The organism is Streptomyces sp. SAI-127, assembly GCF_029894425.1.
Taxonomy (GTDB): Bacteria; Actinomycetota; Actinomycetes; order Streptomycetales; family Streptomycetaceae; genus Streptomyces.
The window spans coordinates 1,731,927-1,751,182 of the sequence record NZ_JARXYJ010000001.1 but is presented as its reverse complement, the minus strand read 5'-3'; the positions used below and the strand labels follow the sequence as shown (position 1 = coordinate 1,751,182).

The window sequence follows — 19,256 nt, the reverse complement described above, 5'->3', positions numbered from 1 at the left end:
GATGAGCGGAGACCAGCGGCGCGACGGGCTGCCGGGCACAACCGACCCGGCGGGCACGCGGCCCGGCGCCGAACCGCGCCCGGCCGGCACACCGAAGATCGTCGGCACGGCCTGGGGGCTGCTGATCCTCAACACGCTCGGCTCCACCGGGGCGAAGACGATCATCCCGCTGCCCCGTTCCCTCATCCAGATGGTCACCATGGGCGCACTGGTCGCCGCGTTCGCGCTGGCGCTCGCGGTCAATGCCCGGCTGCGTATCCGAGCCAGCGCCTACGTCCTCCTGCTCACCCTGCTCCTGGTGGCGAGCGTGATCTCCAGCGCGCACCTGGAGTCCGGGTTCGGCGCGCTGTTCCGCTGCTTCCGGCTGGCTCTCTTCGTCGGCACGCTGTGGCTGCTCAGCCGCTGGTGGGACGGCGGCCTGACGTTCGTCCGGCACCACGTCCGGATGTACTTCGCGGTGCTCGGATCGGTGGCCGCGGGCCTGGCCGTCTCGCCGGGCGCGGCGTTGCCCGACCTCTACGGCGGACGCCTCGTCGGCGCGTTGTGGCCGCTCACCCCGCCGCAGATCGGCCAGTACGCCGCGGTGATCATCGGGCTCACCGTGCTGCTCCTGCTGGGCCGCAGGACCGACCGGGTGAGCGCGGCGGTCGTCATCGTGCCGTCGCTCGTCCTGCTCGCGCTGACCCATACCCGGACGGCCACGCTCGGCCTGCTCCTGGGGCTCGTGCTGGCGATCGGTTCGCTCATCCTGACCAGCGCCGCCGCCCGCCGGTTCTTCACCTGGGCGGTGCTGTGCGCCGTGGTGGCCGCGGTCGGGTTCGCCTCCGCGCTGCAGGCGTGGTTCCTGCGCGGGCAGAGCAAGGAGAACTTCTCCAGCCTCACCGGCCGGGCCAAGGTCTGGGACGCCCTGCTGGCTGCGCCCCGATCGACCTCGGAGCAGTTGTTCGGCGTGGGCCTGGGCGACAAGTCGTTCGGTGGGCTGCCGATCGACAACAGCTGGCTGGCCGTCTACAACGAACAGGGCCTGATCGGCGTCGCTCTCGTCGCGGCGATCATCATCGTGCTGGGCGGCGTCGCGCTGCTGCGGCCACCGTCGCTGCAGAGGGCCTGCGCCATCTTCCTGATCAGCTACTGCGCGATCGCGTCGTACACCGAGGCCGGCCTCGGCGACGCCTCACCGTATCTGCTGCACCTGGCTCTCGCCGCCTCGCTCCTCGCGGCACCTGCCGAGCCCGCTCCGCTCTCGACGCCGGAAGTCCCTCGACGACGCGTCCCGCGCTGGGCCCAGAGATCGGAGGCGATCTGAGCATGCACGTCCTCGTGGTGCACAACCGTTACGCCTCGGCGCAGCCGAGCGGAGAGAACAAGGTCGTCGATCAGGAGGTGGAGCTGCTGCGCGCGGCCGGCCACCGGGTCGAGGTGTTCGAGCGGCGCAGCGACGACATCGCCGCCCGGTCCCTGCTCGCCAAGGCCGCAATCCCGCTCCTCGTGCCCTGGAACCCGGCGGTCCGCACCGAACTCGCCGCCAGGCTTCGCACCGAGCGGCCGGACGTGGTCCACGTCCACAACGTCTTCCCGCTGCTGTCGCCCGCGGTGCTTGCCGCCTGCGCCGACGTCGGCGTGCCCGTCGTCGCCACGCTGCACAACTACACCCAGGTCTGCCCTCCCGGCACGCTGCAGCGGGACGGCCGGCCGTGCACCGAGTGCGTCGGCTCCACGCCGCTGCCCGCCGTCCGGCACGGCTGCTACCGCAACTCCCGCCTGGCGACCGTGCCGCTCGCGGTCAGCCTTTCGGTCAACCGGCGGCGATGGTGGTCCGGCGTGGAGCGGTTCTTCTGCATCTCCGCGGCGCAGCGCGACGTCCTGGTGCGGTCCGGCATGCCGGCCGAGCGGCTGGCGGTGAAGCACAACTTCGTGCCGGAGCCGGGCACGTGCCGAACGGGTGACGGCGAGCACGTGCTCTATCTCGGCCGGCTCGCGGAGGCCAAGGGCGTGCGGCTGCTCATGACCGCGTGGGACGAGATCGCGGCGGGCGGCGGCGTGGGCGTGCCGCTCGTGATCGCCGGTACGGGGCCGCTGGAGCGAGAGGTGACCGCCTGGGCGGCGGGCCGGGACGACGTGCGGTACGCCGGCCTGCTGGACACGGCGGAGTGCCGGAAGGTCATCGCGCGGTCGGTCGCCGTGGCGGCTCCCTCGACGTGGCTGGAGGCGTTCGGCCTGGTCGTGGTCGAGGCGATGGCGGCAGGGGTGCCGACCGTCGCCGCCGGCCACGGCGCTTTCGTCGAACTCGTCGAGGACGGCGTGACCGGACTGCTGCACCGGCCGGGCGAGGCAGCCTCGCTCGCGTCCTGCATACGCCGGATCGCGGCCGAGCCGGCCCTGGGCCGGGAGATGGGCCAGGCGGCCCGGCGCCGTTACGAGCAGGGCTTCAGCCCGGCCGTCGGCCTCGAGCGCCTGGTGGAGGGGTACCGCACCGCGATCGCGGGTCGGCGGAATCAATGGGGGACGGAATCAATGGGGGGCAGTAAATGACACGATGCCGACTCTGCGGCTCGACGACGCTGGCGAGCGTCGTCGATCTGGGGGCGACACCGCCGTGCGAGAGCTTTCTCGCCGCGGACCAACTGGACCTGCCGGAACCGGCGTACCCGCTGCACCTGCGGGTCTGCACGGACTGCTGGCTGGCGCAGATCCCGCCGCTGATCACACCGGAGGAGACGTTCAAGGAGTACGCGTACTTCTCGTCGTACTCGACCTCCTGGGTGGAGCACGCGCGCACGTTCGTCGCCGACGCCGTACAGCGCGTCGCTCTCGGTCCCGACGCCTTCGTGGTCGAGGTCGCGAGCAACGACGGCTACCTGCTCAGGCACGTGGTGGACCGGGGGATCCGCTGCCTCGGCATCGAGCCGTCGGTGAACGTCGGTGCCGCGGCGAGCGACGCGGGGGTGCCCACGCTCACGGAGTTCCTGAGCCCGGAGACCGGCTCGGCCGTGCGCGCCGAGCACGGCCCGGCGGACCTGGTCGTGGCCAACAACGTGTACGCGCACATCCCCGACGTGGTCGGGTTCACCCAGGGGCTGCGCGCCCTGGTCGCCGACGACGGCTGGGTCTCCATCGAGGTGCAGCACCTGCTGACCCTGATCGAGGAGAACCAGTACGACACGATCTACCACGAGCACTTCCAGTACTACACGGTCGCGTCCGCGATCCGAGCCCTTGCGAGCGGCGGACTCGCGCTCGTGGACGTGGAGTTGCTGCCCACGCACGGCGGCTCCATCCGGCTGTGGGCCCGGCCGACGGAGGTGGCCGGTGAGCCGAGCGGGCGGGTGGCCGACGTGCTGGCCCGCGAGAAGGCCGCCGGGCTTCAGGAGCTGTCCGGCTACACCGAGTTCTCCGCCCGGGTGGCCAAGGTGCGCCGGGACCTCCTCAAGTTCCTCGTCGAGGCGGCCGAGCGCGGCGAGACGGTCGTCGGCTACGGCGCCCCGGGCAAGGGGAACACCCTGCTCAACCACTGCGGCATCCGGCCCGACCTGCTCGCGTACACGGTCGACCGCAACCCCTACAAGCACGGCAGGTTCACGCCGGGCACCCGCATCCCGATCCTGCCGCCCGAGCAGATAGCCGCCGACAAACCGGACTACGTCCTCGTCCTCCCGTGGAACCTGCGGGCCGAGCTCGTCGAGCAGCTGTCCTTCGTGCACGACTGGGGCGGCCGACTGGTCTTTCCCATACCGGAACTGAGCATTGTCGAGGTCAAGGCATGAAGGTCGTTCTGTTCTGCGGCGGTTACGGGATGCGGATGCGCAACGGGGCCTCCGACGACGTGCCCAAGCCGATGGCGATGGTCGGCCCCAGGCCGCTGATCTGGCACGTCATGCGCTACTACGCGCACTTCGGCCACACGGAGTTCATTCTGTGCCTCGGGTACGGCGCACAACACATCAAGGACTTCTTCCTCAACTACGAGGAGACGACGTCCAACGACTTCGTGCTGCGCAAGGGGGAGACCGAGCTGCTGTCCACCGACATCTCGGACTGGACGATCACGTTCGCGCAGACCGGCATCGAGTCCCCGATCGGAGAGCGGCTGCGCCGGGTGCGGCACCACCTGGACGGCGACGAGATGTTCCTCGCCAACTACGCCGACGTCCTCACCGACGCCCCGCTGCCCGAGATGATCGAGAAGTTCGCGCAGCGTGACGCCGGTGCGTCGATGATGGTCGTACCGCCCCAATCCTCTTTCCACTGCGTGGAGTTGGGCGAGGACGGCCTGGTCGGCGGCATCACCGCGGTGAGTGAACTGCCGCTGTGGGAGAACGGCGGCTACTTCGTGCTCCGCCAGGAGGTCTTCGACCACATACCGGAGAACGGTGACCTGGTGGCCGACGGATGCGGCCAACTCGCCAAGCGCGGGCGGCTGGTGGCGCACCAGCACCGCGGCTTCTGGAAGCCGACCGACACCGTGAAGGAGCGGGCCGCGCTCGACGAGGCCTACGCCCGGGGCGACCGCCCATGGGCCGTGTGGGAACGGGACGACGCCGGGGTCGGCGCGTGATCCGCCTCGGGGCCGGCCGCCTGGACCGGATCGTCGCGGTGGGCGCGCACTGCGACGACATCGCCATCGGCGCCGGCGGCACACTGCTGACGCTGTGCCTCGCGCACCCGGGTGTCCGCGTCGACGCGCTGGTGCTCTCCGGCGGTGGCAGCGAGCGCGAGCAGGAGGAGCAGGCCGCGCTCGACGCCTTCTGCCCGGGCGCCGACCTGCGGCTGACCGTGCACAAGTTGCCGGACGGCCGGCTGCCCGTGCACTGGGACGAGGCCAAGGCCGCGGTCGAGGAACTGCGCGCGCGGACCGACCCGGATCTGATCCTGGCGCCGCGTACCGATGACGCGCACCAGGACCACCGCGGCCTGGCGAAGCTGATACCCACCGCATTCCGCGACCACTTGGTCCTCGGCTACGAGATCGTCAAGTGGGACGGCGATCTCGGCCGCATGGCGGCGTACCAGCCGTTGTCACCGGAGATCGCCGAACAGAAGGTACGGCTGCTGCAGGAGCACTACCCCTCGCAGCGGCACCGGCCCTGGTACGACCGCGAGGCCTTCCTCGGCCTCGCACGGATTCGCGGCATCGAATGCCACGCGCGCTACGCCGAGGCGTTCGCCGCCACCAAACTCACGCTCAACCTGGGGGGTTGAACCATGCGCGTACTACTGACCGGACACCAGGGCTACCTGGGCACCGTGATGGCCCCGGTCCTCACGGCCGCCGGACACGAAGTCGTCGGCCTCGACGCCGGCCTGTTCGCCGACTCCATCCTCGGCGAGACACCCGCGGACCCGGCGGGACACCGGGTGGACCTCCGCGACGTCACAGCCGAACACGTGGCCGGGGTGGACGCCGTGATCCACCTGGCCGCGCTGTCCAACGACCCGCTGGGATCGCTGGCGCCGGAACTCACCTACGACATCAACCACCACGCGTCCGTACGCCTGGCCCGGCTGGCCCGCGACGCCGGAGTACGACGCTTCCTGTACGCGTCGACCTGCTCCGTCTACGGAGCCTCCGGCGGCGACGACCTGGTCACCGAGGACGCCCCGCTGCGCCCGGTGACCCCGTACGCGGAGTCCAAGGTGCGGGTGGAGGACGACCTGCACGCACTGGCCGACGGCGACTTCACCCCGGTGTTCATGCGCAACGCCACCGCCTTCGGCTACTCACCCCGGCTGCGCGCCGACATCGTGCTGAACAACCTGGTGGGCCACGCGCTCCTGTCCGGCGAGGTCCTGGTGCTCTCCGACGGCACCCCCTGGCGCCCACTGGTGCACGCCGCCGACATCGCACGGGCCTTCACGGCCGCGCTGACCGCGCCACGCGAAGCGGTGCACGACCGCGCGTTCAACATCGGCAGCGAGACCAACAACGTCACGGTCGCCGAGATCGCCCAGCAGGTCGCCGAGGCGGTGCCGGGCTCGAAGGTGGTGATCACCGGGGAGAACGGTGCCGACCCGCGGTCGTACCGGGTGGACTTCTCCCGGTTCCGCGCCGCGATCCCCGGCTTCGACTGCGAGTGGACCGTGAAGCAGGGGGCGCTCGAACTGGCCGACGCCTACCGGAAGTTCGACCTGACCCGGGAGGACTTCGAGCAGCGTTTCACCCGCCTTGCCGTGCTGCGCGCCGCGTCCGACGCCGGCACCGTCGACGACACCCTGCGGTGGCGCCGATGACCACACCCGGCGAGGAGATGTACGCACTGGTGGAGCGGCTGTACCCGCTCTGCCGGAGCATCACCGGCGACGGTGTGCGCGCCACCCTGGACATCGTCGGCGAGTACATCCCGCTGCAGAGGCACGAGGTGCCGACCGGGACGCAGGTGCTCGACTGGACGGTGCCGCAGGAGTGGAACATCCGGGACGCGTACATCGCCGACGGCTCCGGCCACCGCGTCGTCGACTTCGCCGCGTCCAGCCTGCACGTGCTCGGCTACAGCGTGCCGGTGTCGGCGACCATGCCGCTGGCCGAACTGCGCGAACACCTGCACACCCTGCCGGACCAGCCGGCCTGGGTGCCCTACCGCACCAGCTACTACAAACCGGACTGGGGATTCTGCCTGGCCCAGGACACCCTGGACGCGATGCCGGACGGCGAGTACGAGGTACGCATCGACTCCACCCTCGCCGATGGCCACCTCACCTACGCCGAGCATGTCGTCCCTGGGCAGGTCGCCGACGAGGTGATCGTCTCCTGCCACGTCTGCCACCCGTCGCTGGCCAACGACAACCTGGCCGGCATCGCGGTGGCGACGTTCCTGGCCCGGGCACTGGCCGAGCAGACGCCGTACTACACCTACCGGTTCATCTTCGCGCCCGGCACCATCGGGGCGATCACCTGGCTGGCCCGCAACGCGGAGCGGGTGGAGCGGGTCAAGCACGGGCTCGTGCTGGCCTGCGCCGGTGACCCGGGCGGGCTGACGTACAAACAGAGCAGACGCGGCGACGCGGAGATCGACCGGGTGATGCGGCACGTGCTGGCCGCCTCCGAACGCCCGCACCACATCACCGAGTTCACTCCCTACGGCTACGACGAGCGGCAGTACTGCTCGCCCGGGTTCAACCTGGGCGTGGGTTCGCTCACCCGGACCCCGTACGCCGGCTACCCCGAGTACCACACCTCCGCGGACAACCTGGACTTCGTCTCCCCGGAGGCCATGGCGGACACTCTTGCGGTCTGCCGCGAGGCGTCCGCCGTCCTCGACCGCAACCGGCAGTACGTCAACCTCAGCCCCTACGGCGAGCCACAGCTGGGCCGGCGCGGGTTGTACGAGGCGCTGGGTGGCCGCAGCGACACCAAGCAGGCCCAGATGGCCATGCTCTGGGTGCTCAACCTGTCCGACGGCGAGCACAGTCTGCTGGACGTCGCCGAGCGGTCCGGGCTGCCGTTCAGTGCCGTCGCCGACGCGGCCGACGCCCTCCACGAGGCCGGGCTGATCAAGACATGACGTCGATGCCCGTCGAGGGGGAGAATCCGCAGACCGCGGCGCCACCGGCCCGATCCGCCAAGCGTGCCCTCGTCGGCCGGCTGTCCTGGGGACTGGCCGACCAGGCGGCCTCCAGCATGTCCAACTTCGCGGTGGGCATCTACGTGGCCCGCTCGCTCGGGGTGACCGCGTTCGGCGTGTTCAGCCTGGCCTGGGTGACCTACGGCGTGGTGCTCAACGTCTCCCGCGGCCTGTCCACCGACCCGCTCGTGGTGCGCTTCAGCGGTGTGCCGGACGCGTCCTGGCGCGGGGCGGTGGCCCGGTCGACGGGTACCGCACTCGGCGTCGGTACGGCCATAGGTGCGGCGTGTCTGGTGGCCGGACTCGCTCTCGGCGGCCGGCTGGGGCCCGCGTTCGCCTGCCTCGGCGTCATGCTGCCGGGGCTGCTGCTGCAGGACGCCTGGCGGTTCTCGTTCTTCGCCGCCGGCGCCGGGCGGAAGGCGTTCGTCAACGACGTCGTGTGGGGTGTCGCGCTCGTCCCGGCCATGGTCGTCGCGGACCGCGTGGGCAGCGTGGCCGCTTTCGTGCTCGCCTGGGGCGCGTCCGCCACGGTGGCGGCGGGCTACGGCTACATCCAGTCCGGCATCCGGCCCCGGATGACCGAGGCGCGTGGATGGCTTCGCGAACAGCGCGATCTCGGCTACCGGTACCTGGTCGAGAACGTCAGCCTCAGCGGCGCGAGCCAGCTGCGGGCGTACGGGCTCGGCGCGATCGTCGGGATCGGCGCGGTCGGCGCGGTGCGGGGCGCCGAGCTCCTGATGGGCCCGTTCCTCGCTGTGCTGATGGGCCTGTCGCTGGTCACCGTCCCGGAGGCGGCACGGGTGCTGCGGCAGGCCCCGCAGCGGCTCGGGAAGTTCTGCCTTCTCCTTGGCGGCGGGCAGGCCGCCGCCGCGCTGCTCTGGGGCGGGGCGCTGCTGCTGATGCCGGACCGGCTCGGCGAGCTCGCGCTCGGCAGCGTCTGGCACTCCGCCTCGCAGCTCATCGCGCCGATCACCCTCGGCGTCGCGGGCGCCGGCCTCGGCACCGGCGCGGCGGCCGGGCTGCGCGCGCTCGGCGCGGCCCGGCGCAGCCTGCGCACCCAGCTGTTCGCCTCGGTCTGCTATGTCAGCGGCGGGCTCGGCGGGGCGGCCGTGGCCGGCACGGTCGGCTCGGCCTGGGGCGTCGCCGCCGCGACCGTCAGCGGCTCGGCCGTGTGGTGGCTGCAGCTGCGGTCCGCCCGGCGCGAGCGCCACCACAATCCCGTCCCCGAAGTGAGGACCTCATGACCGACCGACCCAGGCTGAGCATCGGCCTGCCCGTGTACAACGGCGAGGAGTACCTGGCCGAGTCGCTCGACGCCCTGCTCGGCCAGACCTACGAGGACTTCGAGCTGGTCATCTCCGACAACGCCTCGACCGACGGAACTCAGGACATCTGCCGCAAGTACGCGGCGCAGGACTCGCGTATCCGGTACCTCCGGCTGTCCCGGAACATCGGCGCCACGCCGAACCACAACCATGTGCTCGCCGAGTCCCGCGGCGAGCTGTTCAAGTGGGCCTCCCACGACGACCTCTACGGCCGCGACCTGCTGCGGCGCTGCGTTCAGGCGCTGGACGAGCGGCCGGACATGATCCTCGCGCACACCGGCCAGGCGGTCATCGACGGCGACGGCCAGGTGAAGGTCCCCTACGAGTACACGCTCGCCACCGACTCGCCGCACGCCCCGGAGCGCTTCCGCAGTCTGCTGTTCGAGCCGGGCGGCGACGACTTCTACGGGGTGATGCGGGCCGACGTGCTGCGCCGGGTGAAACCGATGGACAGCTACCACCACGCGGACCGCACGTACGTCGCCGAGATCACCCTGCACGGGCGCTTCCACCAGGTGCCGGAGCTGCTGTACTTCCGCCGCGACCACCCCACCCGTGCCGAGCGGGCGAACCCGTCCAAGCGCTCCCGGTGCGTCAACCTGGACCCGCGCCGGGCAGGCCCGCTGCACCCGACTCCCCGGCTGCTGGCCGAGTACGTCTGGGGCTTCGCCTCGGCGATCCGGCGGGCCCCGCTGTCCCCCGCCGAGCGGCGTGAGTGCTACCGCCACCTGGCCGCGTGGATGACCAGCCGGGTCCGGCCGGGCGCCGGTGAGCGGGTCGAGGACCGCGCCCCGGTCGACGCGGGCGGGCTCACGGTCTCCGTCGACGCCCTTGTCGCCGGCCGGGAGGGGCGCCGGGCATGAACACTCCGGTGCGCGTAGGGGTGTTCGGCCTGCTCGGCTCCGGCAACCTCGGCAACGACGGATCGCTCGAGGCGGTGCTCGGGTACCTCCGTACCGAGCACCCGGACGCGGAGGTGGACGCGCTGTGCGGCGGACCCGAGGCCGTCACGGCCCGGTTCGGGATCCCCGCGACACGGCTGCACTGGTACCGCGGGGAGTACCGGACCGCGTCACGCGCGGCGGCGATCGCGGGCAAGGGCGTGGGCAAACTCGTCGACGTCTTCCGCACCGCCGCCTGGGCGCGCCGGCACGACGTGGTGATCGTGCCGGGCATGGGCGTCCTGGAGGACACGCTGCCGTTGCGGCCGTGGGGCTTCCCCTACTCGCTGTTCCTGCTCTGCGCGAGCGGCCGGCTGCTGCGCACCCGGGTCGCGCTGGTCAGCGTCGGCGCCGCCGAGATCCGCAACCGGCCGACCCGGGCCCTGATGCGCTGGTCGGCGCGGCTGGCCACGTACCGGTCGTACCGGGACACCCAGTCCCGTGACGCGATGCGGGCGATGGGCGTGGACACCGAGCGCGACGAGGTCTATCCGGACCTCGCGTTCTCGCTGCCCGCGCCCCGGGCGAGCGCGCCCTCGGGCGCGCCGGGCCCGGTCTGCGTCGGTGTCATGGACTTCCACGGCGGCAACGACGACCGCGCCCGGGCCGAGGAGATATACCGGCGCTACCTCGACGGGACGATCCGGTTCGTCCGCGCACTGGTCGAGGAGGGCAGGCCGGTCCGGCTGCTCACCGGCGACCAGTGCGATCTGTCGGTGGTCGCCGCGATCCTCGATGCCGTCGACTCACCGCTGGTCACCGCGGCCGAACCGGACTCACTGGCCGACCTGATGAACGAGATGGCGGCTGCCGACACGGTGGTGGCTGTCCGCTACCACAACCTGATCTGCGCGCTGAGGACCGGAACACCCGTGCTCGCCGTCTGCTACGCGGCGAAGAGCAATGCGCTCATGGACGGGATGGGCCTCGGCGCGTACTGCCACCCGGCACGCGAGGTCGACGCCGACCGGCTGCTCGAGCAGTTCCGGGACCTGGAGAAGCACTCGGCCGAAGTACGGCAGACCCTGTCCGGGCGGAACCAGGTCGTCGCACAGCAACTCGCCCAGCAGTTCACCGCCTTGACCACGACCTTGTTCCCCGCGAAAACCAACGCCCACGCCCTGCGGAAGGCTCCATGAAAGCGACCGAAGTCCCCGAGATCGCCGGCGTGTTCCTCTTCGAGCCGACGCCGTACGCCGACGAACGCGGCTTCTTCTGCCGCACCTTCGACGTCGACGTGGTCCGCTCGGTGGGTCTCGACCCGCACGCCTTCGTCCAGGACAGCCTGTCCCGCTCGGTCCGTGGCGTGCTGCGTGGCCTGCATCTGCGCTCCGGCGCCGGCGAGGCCAAGCTGGTGCGGTGCTCGTACGGGCAGATCTTCGACGTCGTCGTGGACCTGCGGCCGGAGTCGCCCACGTACCTGGGCCGGGCCTTCTTCGAGCTGTCCGGCGAGACGCAGAAGACCGTCTACATCCCGGCGGGGTGCGCGCACGGCTTCCAGGCGCTTACCGAAACCGCCGACACCTCGTACCGTATCGACCGTCCGCACGATCCGGCCGAGGACGTGACTATCGCCTTCGACGACCCGGAGCTCGCCATTCCCTGGCCACTGCCGGTCACGTCGATGTCCCAGCGGGACCGGGAGGCGCCGAGCCTCGCCGAACTCCTCAAGCACAAGGAAGGGTGAAGCCGGCTTGCACAGCGAAGACTTCCAACTGCCCCGGTCGCGTGCGGCCAACGAGCGGCTGCACGCCCTGATCCCCGGCGGCGCGCACACCTACGCCAAGGGCGACGACCAGTACCCCGAGAACCTGGCCCCGGTCATCAGCCACGGCCGCGGTGCCCACGTGTGGGACATCGACGACAACCGCTACATCGAGTACGGGTCCGGCCTGCGGTCGGTCAGTCTGGGTCACGCCCACCCACGCGTGACCGAGGCGGTGCGGCGGGAACTCGACCGCGGCAGCAACTTCGTCCGCCCCTCCATCGTGGAGCTCGAGGCCGCGGAGCGCTTCCTGGCCACGGTACCGACCGCCGACATGGTGAAGTTCGCGAAGAACGGCTCCGACGTCACCACCGCCGCGGTGCGTCTCGCCCGCGCCGTCACCGGGCGCCCGCGGGTGGCCATCTGCGGCGACCATCCGTTCTTCTCCGTCGACGACTGGTTCATCGGCACCACGCCGATGTCCGCCGGCATTCCGGCGGCGATCACCGAGCTCACCGTGGCGTTCCCCTACGGGGACCTGGCCGCCACGGAAGCGCTGCTGACCCGGTACCAGGACGAGGTCGCCTGTCTGATCCTCGAACCCGCCGGCCACAGCGAGCCGCCGCCCGGATACCTCGCGGGCCTGCGCGAGCTGGCCGACCGGCACGGCTGCGTACTGATCTTCGACGAGATGATCAGCGGCTTCCGCTGGTCCGAGGCGGGCGCCCAGGGCCTGTACGGGGTGGTCCCCGACCTTTCCACCTTCGGCAAGGCGCTGGGCAACGGGTTCGCCGTCTCGGCGCTGGCCGGGCGGCGCGAAGTGATGGAACCGGGCGGACTGCGTCACTCGGACGACCGGGTGTTCCTGCTGTCGACCACGCACGGCGCGGAGACACACTCCCTGGCAGCCGCGATGGCCGTGCAGGCCACCTACGTCGAGGAGGGCGTCACCGCGCGGTTGCACGCCCTCGGCGAGCGGTTGGCCGCCGGTGTCCGTGACGCGGCGGCCGGCATGGGCGTCGGCGATCACATCGTCGTCCGGGGCCGGGCCAGCAACCTGGTCTTCGCCACCCTCGACGAGAACCGGCAGCCTTCGCAGGAGTACCGCACGCTGTTCCTGCGCCGGCTTCTCGCGGGCGGGGTGCTGGCTCCGTCGTTCGTGGTGAGCAGCGCGCTCAGCGACGCCGACATCGACCGCACCGTCGAGGTGGTGGCGCAGGCATGCGCGGTGTACCGGAAGGCGCTGGACGCCGCCGACCCCACCCCCTGGCTGGCCGGGCGACCGGTGAAGCCCGTGTTCCGTCGTTTGGCGTGAGCAGACGTCAGCGGCGCGGCGGCGGACCGGCGTCGGCCAACCGGTCGGCGACCCGGTCGGCGATCCGGTCGACCAGCCAGGCGGTCGCCGGTATCACCGCCAGCGCGGTGCAGCAGCCGCCGAGGACGTCGGTCGGGTAGTGGGCGCCCAGGGCGACCTGGGCCCATCCCATCGCGGCGCCGGCGAGCAGCGTCGCGGCGAGCACGAGTGATGTGCCGGCCGTACGGCCGAGGCCGAGCCGGTCGGTCGCGAGCAGCGCCGCGACGAAGGCGAGTGCGGTGAGGAAGGCGGTGTGTCCGCTCGGGTAGGACAGGTTGTCGGGGCCGTGGATGGTGCGGCCCACCAGGTGCTTGAGCAGCGTCGCCGTTCCCACGGCGAGGCCGGTGCCGGCAACCATGAGGACGGCCGCGCGAGGACGCCGAAGCAGCAGGCAGCCTGTCACGGCGGCCACGACCACCATCGCGGATCCCGCGGGTTCCCCCAGGAAGTCCACGGCCAGAGCGACGTACCGCCACGGCGGCCGCACACTGTCCGCCGTCGGCGGGATGATCCACCTGTCCACCCTGCCGGGCCGGCTGTGGCCCGCGTACAGGACCGCGAGCGCGACGACCACCAGCGCGGCGAGGGCCGCGACCAGCCCGAGCCGCGCGCGCAGCGACGGGGGCAGCACCGCGGGCGCCGGCCGGCCGGTCACACGCCCACCGCGTCCGGTCGACCCGCGGTGACCTCAGTGAACAACAGGGCTGGACGACGTCCCGACCCGCAAGGACGAACCGGCCAGGACGCATCCCAGACGCGGTGCACCGTGCCTTTGATCTCGCCCGTGATCATGGGCAACACGCTATCGGAAGCCCCAGGCAGCCGTGGCCGGTCGGTTACATCGGCGGCACCGCCGGCGCGGAGGCCATCGTCGGGTGGCTCAGAACGTTGTCGCCACTCGGGCAGGCGTCATGCGCGCTCGACGAGGTGGCCGCCCTTCTCGTCGTACAGCGCACCGGACGCCGGGCACTTCCAGCCGCCCGGATCGCCGTCCCGCCCGACCAGGCTGACGCCGGCCCGGCCGACCCAGCCGATCCGGCGTGCGGGAACGCCGGCCACCAACGCGAAGTCCGGTACGTCCTTGGTCACCACGGCGCCCGCCGCGACCAGCGCCCACCGGCCGACGCGCACCGGCGCCACACACACCGAACGGGCCCCCAGCGACGCCCCCTCAGCCACCTCCACCGCCACGGCCTCCCAGTCGCCGCCGCGCTTCAGCCGGCCCTTCGGGTCCACGGAACGGGGGAAGCAGTCGTTGGTGAGGACGGCCGCCGGGCCCACGAACACCCCGTCACCGAGGACCGCGGGTTCATAGACCAGCGCGTAGTTCTGGAGCTTCACGTTGTCGCCGATCCGCACCCCCGGGCCGACATAGGCCCCCCGGCCCACGATGCACCCGCTGCCCAGCCGGGCGTCCTCCCGGATCTGGGCCAGATCCCAGACCGTCGTCCCGTCGCCGATGGTGGCCGTCTCGTCGACCTGGGAGGTCGGCTGCATCCTGAAGTTCACGGGCTGAACCCTTCTCGCGATGTCAGGAATGGACAGAGCGGGACACTCCCCTTCCCTGGCCTGCACGAACCCGCGACCCCAGGATCAGGATGGGACGAACAGGGGCTCCGTGCTCCTCACGCTTCGCCACTACGGACGGGAGCCGGCCCGGCTGCTGCCGGCGCTGGGCAACATCGGTCTGAACTACATCGCGCCGCTACTCGCCCCCAAGCTCGTCGGCCGTATCTCCGGCGACCCCGGCATCGGCGTCGGCACGACGCTGCCGTACGTCCTCGGCTTCGCCGGCGTCATGCTGCCGGCGACGGCATCGAGCACCTGTACGTGATCGGAGTTCGCCGACACCCTCGTACCGCTTGAGCACCGCAGGCGCGCCGCCAGGAAAGATCCGTCGGGGCGTCCGCGATGCGGGACGGCCCTCTTGACGTGGGTCCCGGCCGGATCGACACTCACTGAAGGAATCCTAGTGAACAGGTAGGGAAACATGAGGCGCCGTGAACCGGTCACCGTCCGAGTGGTCCGTTCGCCTCTGCTGACCTCCCGGCGCCACATCGATCTGCTGCGTGTCTGCAGCGCGATCGGGCCCCAGGGCTGAGCCGTCGCCCCTCCCGCGCCCACAGTGCCCCTCGGGCCGCGCCCCGTCCGGCGCGCACGGGTGAGCCCTGATCCCAGAGCCCTGCCGCCGCCCCATTCCGCTGCTCGACGTCGCTTCCGCCGCGCGTACGTCCGCGCCCGCTCCCGGGGAGAGTCATGACCGTCACACCGCTGGCCGCCCACACGACCGACCGACCCGCGCCCGCCTTCCGGGGCCGGATCGGCAGGGACGCGCGCAGCGGCCACTACGCCGTGCCGCGCCGCTACCGGCTGCACCTGGCCACCGCCTGCGCGGACGGACTGCGCATCGCCGTCGTGCACAGCCTGCTCGGCCTCGACGACATCTGTCCCGTGACTCTCCTGGACCCGGTCCCCGACTGTCCCGACGGGGGGCATTCCGCGCTGCGCCCGCTGTACGAGGCCAGCGCGCACCGGTACACCGGCGCGGCCGTCGCACCCGTGCTCAGCGACGACTGGTCGGGTCGGATCGTCAGCACCCACGCCACCGACATCACCCGCGACCTGGCCCGGCACTTCGGCGGCGGACGTCCGGCCCTGTACCCGTGCGGAGCGGAGTCGGAGACCGAGGCCGTCGAGCGGATGAGCAAGGGCATCGCGCGGGCCGCGCAGCAGGCCGGGTCGACGGGCGGTGACGACGTGGACCGTGCCGCCGCCCTGGAGCAACTGCTGGACTCCCTGGGATCGTTGGAGCGCTGGCTGGTGGAGCGCGAGTTCCTGATCCGGGATCACATCACCGCTGCCGACGTGGAATTGTGGGTCACGCTGGTGCAACTCGACACCGTGCACCGCCACCACCTCGACGCCGCCGCGGTGCAGCGCATCGCCGGCCACCCCACGCTGTGGGCCTACGCCCGCCGTCTGACCGCCCACCCGGCCTTCGGCACCCACCTCGACCTCGACGGCATCGCCCGCCGGCACCACGCCCACTGCCAGGGCCTGGAGGCCGCCGGGGCCGCCGTACAGATTCTGGACTGGGCTGCGCACGCCGCCCGGCCCTTCAGGCGTTCCTGACGTCCCATCTGCTGGACCGGCGTTGACACCGGTCCGGGCAACTGCTTTTACTTGCGGCTCACAAGAGCCTCGAACCCACGAGAACAGCGACGGTGACCGACATGTACGCAGCTCCCAGGACGGCCTCACGCCGTTCCCCGGGCTGCGTACGGCCGTACGGCAATCCGCTCGTCGCCAACCGGGCCGTCGACCTGCTCCGCGTGAGCAGCGCACTGTGTACCGCACCGGGCCGTGCCCGCTGTCGGGGCTGACGTACCGCCTCCGCAGCCCCCGCGTTCCTGACGAACACCGCGCTCGCGGTGTGCCGTTGTCCGCCCAGCCCCCGGTTCCCGTGCGTCGCGTCCTGCGCCCGTAGTTCGCCGTGCTCGCCGTGTCCCAGGGGAATCCCCACTCCGCCGGAGCCCCTTCATGAGTGAACCCCCAGGCGCCGCCGTGTCCGTCACCGAGGCGCCGCCGAAGCCCGACGTCCCGTCAAAGCCACTCGCAGCACAGCGAGTTCTGCCGCTGCGGCGACCGGGCCGCTGGATCGCCACCGCCGTCGTCCTGGTCCTGGCGGCCCAGTTCGTCCACGGCCTGGTGAGCAACCCGTTCTACCAGTGGGACCGGTTCGGCTACTGGTTCCTGCGGCCGACCGTCCTCGACGGGCTTCTGATCACCCTGGAAGTCGCCGCCTACAGCGCGGTGCTGGGCCTCCTCGGCGGCGTTCTGCTCGCCCTGGCCCGGCTCTCGAAGAGCCCGGTGCTGCGGGCGGTGAGCTGGACCTATGTGTGGGCTCTGCGCTCCATTCCACTGATCGTCCTCCTGCTGTTCCTCTACAACTTCAGCGCCCTGTACAAGACGCTGAGTGTCGGCGTCCCCTTCGGGCCGGCCTTCTTCTCCTTCGACGAGTCCCGGCTCGCCACCGACATGGTCATCGCGGTGATCGGCCTCAGCCTCAACGAGGCCGCCTACGCCGCGGAGGTCGTCCGTGGCGGCATCCTCTCCGTCGACCAGGGCCAGCACGAAGCGGCCTCGGCACTCGGTCTGCCGAAGGGCTACCAGTTCCGGAAGATCGTCTTTCCGCAGGCGTTGCGCTCGATCACCCCGAACTACGTCAACCAGCTCATCGGCCTCATCAAGAGCACCTCGCTGGTCTTCTACGTCTCCCTGCTCGACCTGTTCGGCACCGTGCAGTCCATGGGCTCCACCTACCCCGGAGACATCGTGCCGCTGCTCCTGGTCGCCACCGTCTGGTACCTGATCCTCACCAGTGCCGTCTCGGTCGTCCAGTTCTACGTCGAGCGGTACTACGCCCGGGGCGCCACCCGCTCCCTGCCGCCGACCCCGCTCCAGAAACTGCGCGCCGGTCTCACCGACCTGCGGGCCCGCATCCGCAGGGAGGCCGCCGTATGACCGCGACAGCCGTCGAAGTGCACGGTGTGCACAAGTGGTACGGCACCCACCGGGTCCTGGACGGGGTCGACCTGACCGTGCGGCCCGGCGAGGTCACCGTGATCCTCGGCCCGTCCGGCTCCGGGAAGTCCACCCTGCTGCGGGTCATCAACCACCTGGAGAAGCCGGAGATCGGCCATGTCAGCGTCAACGACGAGCTGATCGGCGTCCGCCGACAGGGCGACCGGCTGAAGGAGCTCAGCGAGCGCGCCATCCTGACCCAGCGCAGCCGCATCGGGTTCGTCTTCCAGAACTTCAACCTCTTCCCGCACCTGACCGTCCTCGACAACGTGGCCGCCGCGCCGGTGGCGACCGGCAAGCTCGGCAGGGCGCAGGCGCAGGAACTGGCCCGCGAACTCCTCGGCCGGGTCGGGCTCGGCGACAGGACCGGCGCCTACCCCCGGCAGTTGTCGGGAGGCCAGCAGCAGCGCGTGGCCATCGCCCGTGCCCTCGCCCTGCGCCCGGGCGTCATCCTCTTCGACGAGCCGACCTCCGCCCTCGACCCCGAGCTCGTCGGTGAAGTCCTCGCCGTGATCAAGGACTTGGCGACCAGCGGCACCACGCTCGTCATCGTCACCCACGAGATCGGCTTCGCCCGCGAGATCGCCGACCGGGTCGTCTTCATCGACGGCGGGCGCATCGTCGAGCAGGGCCCGCCCTCCGAGGTCCTCGACCGGCCGCGGCACGAGCGGACCCGGGACTTCCTGAGCAAGGTCCTCTGAACCCCCTTTCCCCCACTCCTGACCCCTTTTCTCCCAACTCCCAAGGACAGCCATGCCTATTCACCCCTCCCGACGCGGCCTGATACGCGGCATCACCGCGGCGACCACCGTCGCCGCCCTGGCCGGCGGGCTCGCGGCCTGCGGCGGTGACAGCGACGCCGCCACCAGGACGACCGACAGCGCCGGCACGGTCACCGTGGGCCGCCTGTCCAACGGCGCCGCCAAGGAGACAGTGCTCAAGGTCGCCGAGGTGAAGTCCATCAGCGCCGAACTGCCCGACGCCGTCAAGAAGAGCGGCAAGTTGGTCATCGGTTCCGGCACCCTGCCCTCCGGTTCCCCGCCGCTGGGCTTCGTGGGCAGCGACCAGAAGACCCTCACCGGCTCCGAGACCGACCTGGCCCGCCTGATCGCCGCCGTCCTCGGCCTGGAACCCGAGGTCAAGCGGTTCACCTGGGAGAACCTCTTCGTCGGCATCGACAGCGGCAAGGTGAACGTCGGGTTCTCGAACATCACCGACACCGAGGAGCGCAAGCAGAAGTACGAGTTCGCCTCCTACCGCAAGGACGACCTCGCATTCGAGACACTCAAGACCTCGAAGTGGACCTTCGACGGCGACTACGAGGCCCTCGCGGGCAAGACGGTCTCCGTCGGCGCCGGCACCAACCAGGAGCGGATCCTGCTGGAGTGGCAGGCCAAGCTGAAGAAGGAGGGCAAGAAGCTCACCATCAAGTACTTCCAGGACACTCCCAGCGTCTACCTGGCCCTCGCCAGCGGCAAGATCGACGCATACCTGGGCCCCAGCCCCAACTCCTCCTACCACGTCACCCAAACCGCGAGCACGCCCAACGCGACCCGCATCGCGGGCCAGTACTCCGGTGCCGGCGAGACGCTCCAGGGCCTGATCGCCGCGACCGCCAAGAAGGGCAGCGGCCTCGCCAAGCCCCTCGCCGACGCGATCAACTACCTGATCGACAACGGTCAGTACGCCAAGTGGCTCACCGCGTGGAACCTCTCCAACGACGCCGTCTCCAAGTCGGAGGTCAACCCGCCCGGGCTGCCGCTGGACAACTCCTGACCCGTCTCGGCG

Annotated in this window: 19 protein-coding genes and 1 pseudogene; 18 read left to right on the top strand and 2 right to left on the bottom strand. The window is 71.2% G+C overall.

Annotation, left to right across the window (positions count from 1 at the left end):
* The first annotated feature begins 1 nt into the window (after nucleotide 1).
* From M2157_RS08300 to M2157_RS08245, 12 genes are read left to right on the top strand one after another with little or no spacing between them, the layout of a single operon-like run.
* Nucleotides 2-1,306: an O-antigen ligase domain-containing protein gene (locus M2157_RS08300; RefSeq protein WP_280861179.1), complete on the top strand. Its 1,305-nt coding sequence runs from the start codon at nucleotides 2-4 to the stop codon at nucleotides 1,304-1,306.
* Nucleotides 1,307-1,308: 2 nt separating this feature from the next.
* Nucleotides 1,309-2,532 carry a glycosyltransferase gene (locus M2157_RS08295; RefSeq protein ID WP_280861178.1) on the top strand — a complete coding sequence of 408 codons (1,224 nt, stop codon included), beginning with the start codon at nucleotides 1,309-1,311 and terminating at the stop codon, nucleotides 2,530-2,532.
* Nucleotides 2,529-3,764 (top strand): class I SAM-dependent methyltransferase, encoded by a 1,236-nt coding sequence (locus tag M2157_RS08290; protein ID WP_280864892.1) that lies wholly within the window; start codon nucleotides 2,529-2,531, stop codon nucleotides 3,762-3,764. Before M2157_RS08295 ends, M2157_RS08290 begins: the two co-directional genes overlap by 4 nt.
* A complete protein-coding gene (locus tag M2157_RS08285) occupies nucleotides 3,761-4,555 on the top strand; it encodes a glucose-1-phosphate cytidylyltransferase (RefSeq protein WP_280861175.1) in 795 nt (264 codons plus the stop codon). Before M2157_RS08290 ends, M2157_RS08285 begins: the two co-directional genes overlap by 4 nt.
* Complete coding sequence (locus tag M2157_RS08280; protein ID WP_280864891.1) at nucleotides 4,552-5,199, top strand: PIG-L family deacetylase; 648 nt, start codon at nucleotides 4,552-4,554, stop codon at nucleotides 5,197-5,199. Before M2157_RS08285 ends, M2157_RS08280 begins: the two co-directional genes overlap by 4 nt.
* Before the next feature lie 3 nt (nucleotides 5,200-5,202).
* Nucleotides 5,203-6,228 (top strand): SDR family oxidoreductase, encoded by a 1,026-nt coding sequence (locus M2157_RS08275; protein ID WP_280861173.1) that lies wholly within the window; start codon nucleotides 5,203-5,205, stop codon nucleotides 6,226-6,228.
* The gene (locus tag M2157_RS08270; protein WP_280861172.1) at nucleotides 6,216-7,499 is read left to right on the top strand and encodes a DUF4910 domain-containing protein; all 1,284 of its coding nucleotides are present in this window, start codon (nucleotides 6,216-6,218) and stop codon (nucleotides 7,497-7,499) included. Before M2157_RS08275 ends, M2157_RS08270 begins: the two co-directional genes overlap by 13 nt.
* A complete protein-coding gene (locus M2157_RS08265; RefSeq protein ID WP_280861171.1) occupies nucleotides 7,496-8,803 on the top strand; it encodes a hypothetical protein in 1,308 nt (435 codons plus the stop codon). Before M2157_RS08270 ends, M2157_RS08265 begins: the two co-directional genes overlap by 4 nt.
* Nucleotides 8,800-9,747: a glycosyltransferase family 2 protein gene (locus M2157_RS08260; protein WP_280861170.1), complete on the top strand. Its 948-nt coding sequence runs from the start codon at nucleotides 8,800-8,802 to the stop codon at nucleotides 9,745-9,747. Before M2157_RS08265 ends, M2157_RS08260 begins: the two co-directional genes overlap by 4 nt.
* Nucleotides 9,744-10,964: a polysaccharide pyruvyl transferase family protein gene (locus tag M2157_RS08255; protein ID WP_280861169.1), complete on the top strand. Its 1,221-nt coding sequence runs from the start codon at nucleotides 9,744-9,746 to the stop codon at nucleotides 10,962-10,964. The genes M2157_RS08260 and M2157_RS08255 overlap by 4 nt, the downstream gene beginning before the upstream one ends.
* Entirely contained in the window at nucleotides 10,961-11,512 is a 552-nt protein-coding gene (gene rfbC, locus M2157_RS08250) for a dTDP-4-dehydrorhamnose 3,5-epimerase (RefSeq protein ID WP_280861168.1), read from the top strand. The genes M2157_RS08255 and rfbC overlap by 4 nt, the downstream gene beginning before the upstream one ends.
* 7 nt (nucleotides 11,513-11,519) lie before the next feature.
* Nucleotides 11,520-12,845: a glutamate-1-semialdehyde 2,1-aminomutase gene (locus M2157_RS08245; RefSeq protein ID WP_280861167.1), complete on the top strand. Its 1,326-nt coding sequence runs from the start codon at nucleotides 11,520-11,522 to the stop codon at nucleotides 12,843-12,845.
* A 7-nt stretch (nucleotides 12,846-12,852) separates the two neighbouring features.
* Here the strand turns inward: M2157_RS08245 and M2157_RS08240 are convergent, their stop codons facing one another.
* Both M2157_RS08240 and M2157_RS08235 read right to left on the bottom strand, forming a co-directional pair.
* Nucleotides 12,853-13,539, bottom strand: coding sequence for a phosphatase PAP2 family protein (locus M2157_RS08240; RefSeq protein ID WP_280861166.1), 687 nt, complete (start codon nucleotides 13,537-13,539; stop codon nucleotides 12,853-12,855).
* Between the two features lie 254 nt (nucleotides 13,540-13,793).
* Nucleotides 13,794-14,393: an acyltransferase gene (locus M2157_RS08235; RefSeq protein WP_280864890.1), complete on the bottom strand. Its 600-nt coding sequence runs from the start codon at nucleotides 14,391-14,393 to the stop codon at nucleotides 13,794-13,796.
* A 109-nt stretch (nucleotides 14,394-14,502) separates the two neighbouring features.
* Here M2157_RS08235 and M2157_RS08230 point away from each other — a divergent pair.
* The 6 genes and pseudogenes from M2157_RS08230 to M2157_RS08210 all read left to right on the top strand — a co-directional run.
* Nucleotides 14,503-14,694: pseudogene (locus M2157_RS08230) on the top strand (ABC transporter ATP-binding protein); the annotation flags it as partial.
* A 180-nt stretch (nucleotides 14,695-14,874) separates the two neighbouring features.
* On the top strand, nucleotides 14,875-14,985 hold the full coding sequence (locus M2157_RS49110) for a putative leader peptide (protein WP_323183887.1): 111 nt from the start codon (nucleotides 14,875-14,877) through the stop codon (nucleotides 14,983-14,985).
* Nucleotides 14,986-15,140: 155 nt separating this feature from the next.
* Complete coding sequence (locus tag M2157_RS08225; RefSeq protein ID WP_280861164.1) at nucleotides 15,141-16,016, top strand: glutathione S-transferase C-terminal domain-containing protein; 876 nt, start codon at nucleotides 15,141-15,143, stop codon at nucleotides 16,014-16,016.
* Nucleotides 16,017-16,424: 408 nt separating this feature from the next.
* Nucleotides 16,425-17,408, top strand: coding sequence for an amino acid ABC transporter permease (locus M2157_RS08220; RefSeq protein ID WP_280861162.1), 984 nt, complete (start codon nucleotides 16,425-16,427; stop codon nucleotides 17,406-17,408).
* Nucleotides 17,405-18,169: an amino acid ABC transporter ATP-binding protein gene (locus M2157_RS08215; RefSeq protein ID WP_280861161.1), complete on the top strand. Its 765-nt coding sequence runs from the start codon at nucleotides 17,405-17,407 to the stop codon at nucleotides 18,167-18,169. Before M2157_RS08220 ends, M2157_RS08215 begins: the two co-directional genes overlap by 4 nt.
* A gap of 52 nt (nucleotides 18,170-18,221) precedes the next feature.
* Complete coding sequence (locus tag M2157_RS08210; protein WP_280864889.1) at nucleotides 18,222-19,244, top strand: transporter substrate-binding domain-containing protein; 1,023 nt, start codon at nucleotides 18,222-18,224, stop codon at nucleotides 19,242-19,244.
* Nucleotides 19,245-19,256 lie beyond the last annotated feature (12 nt).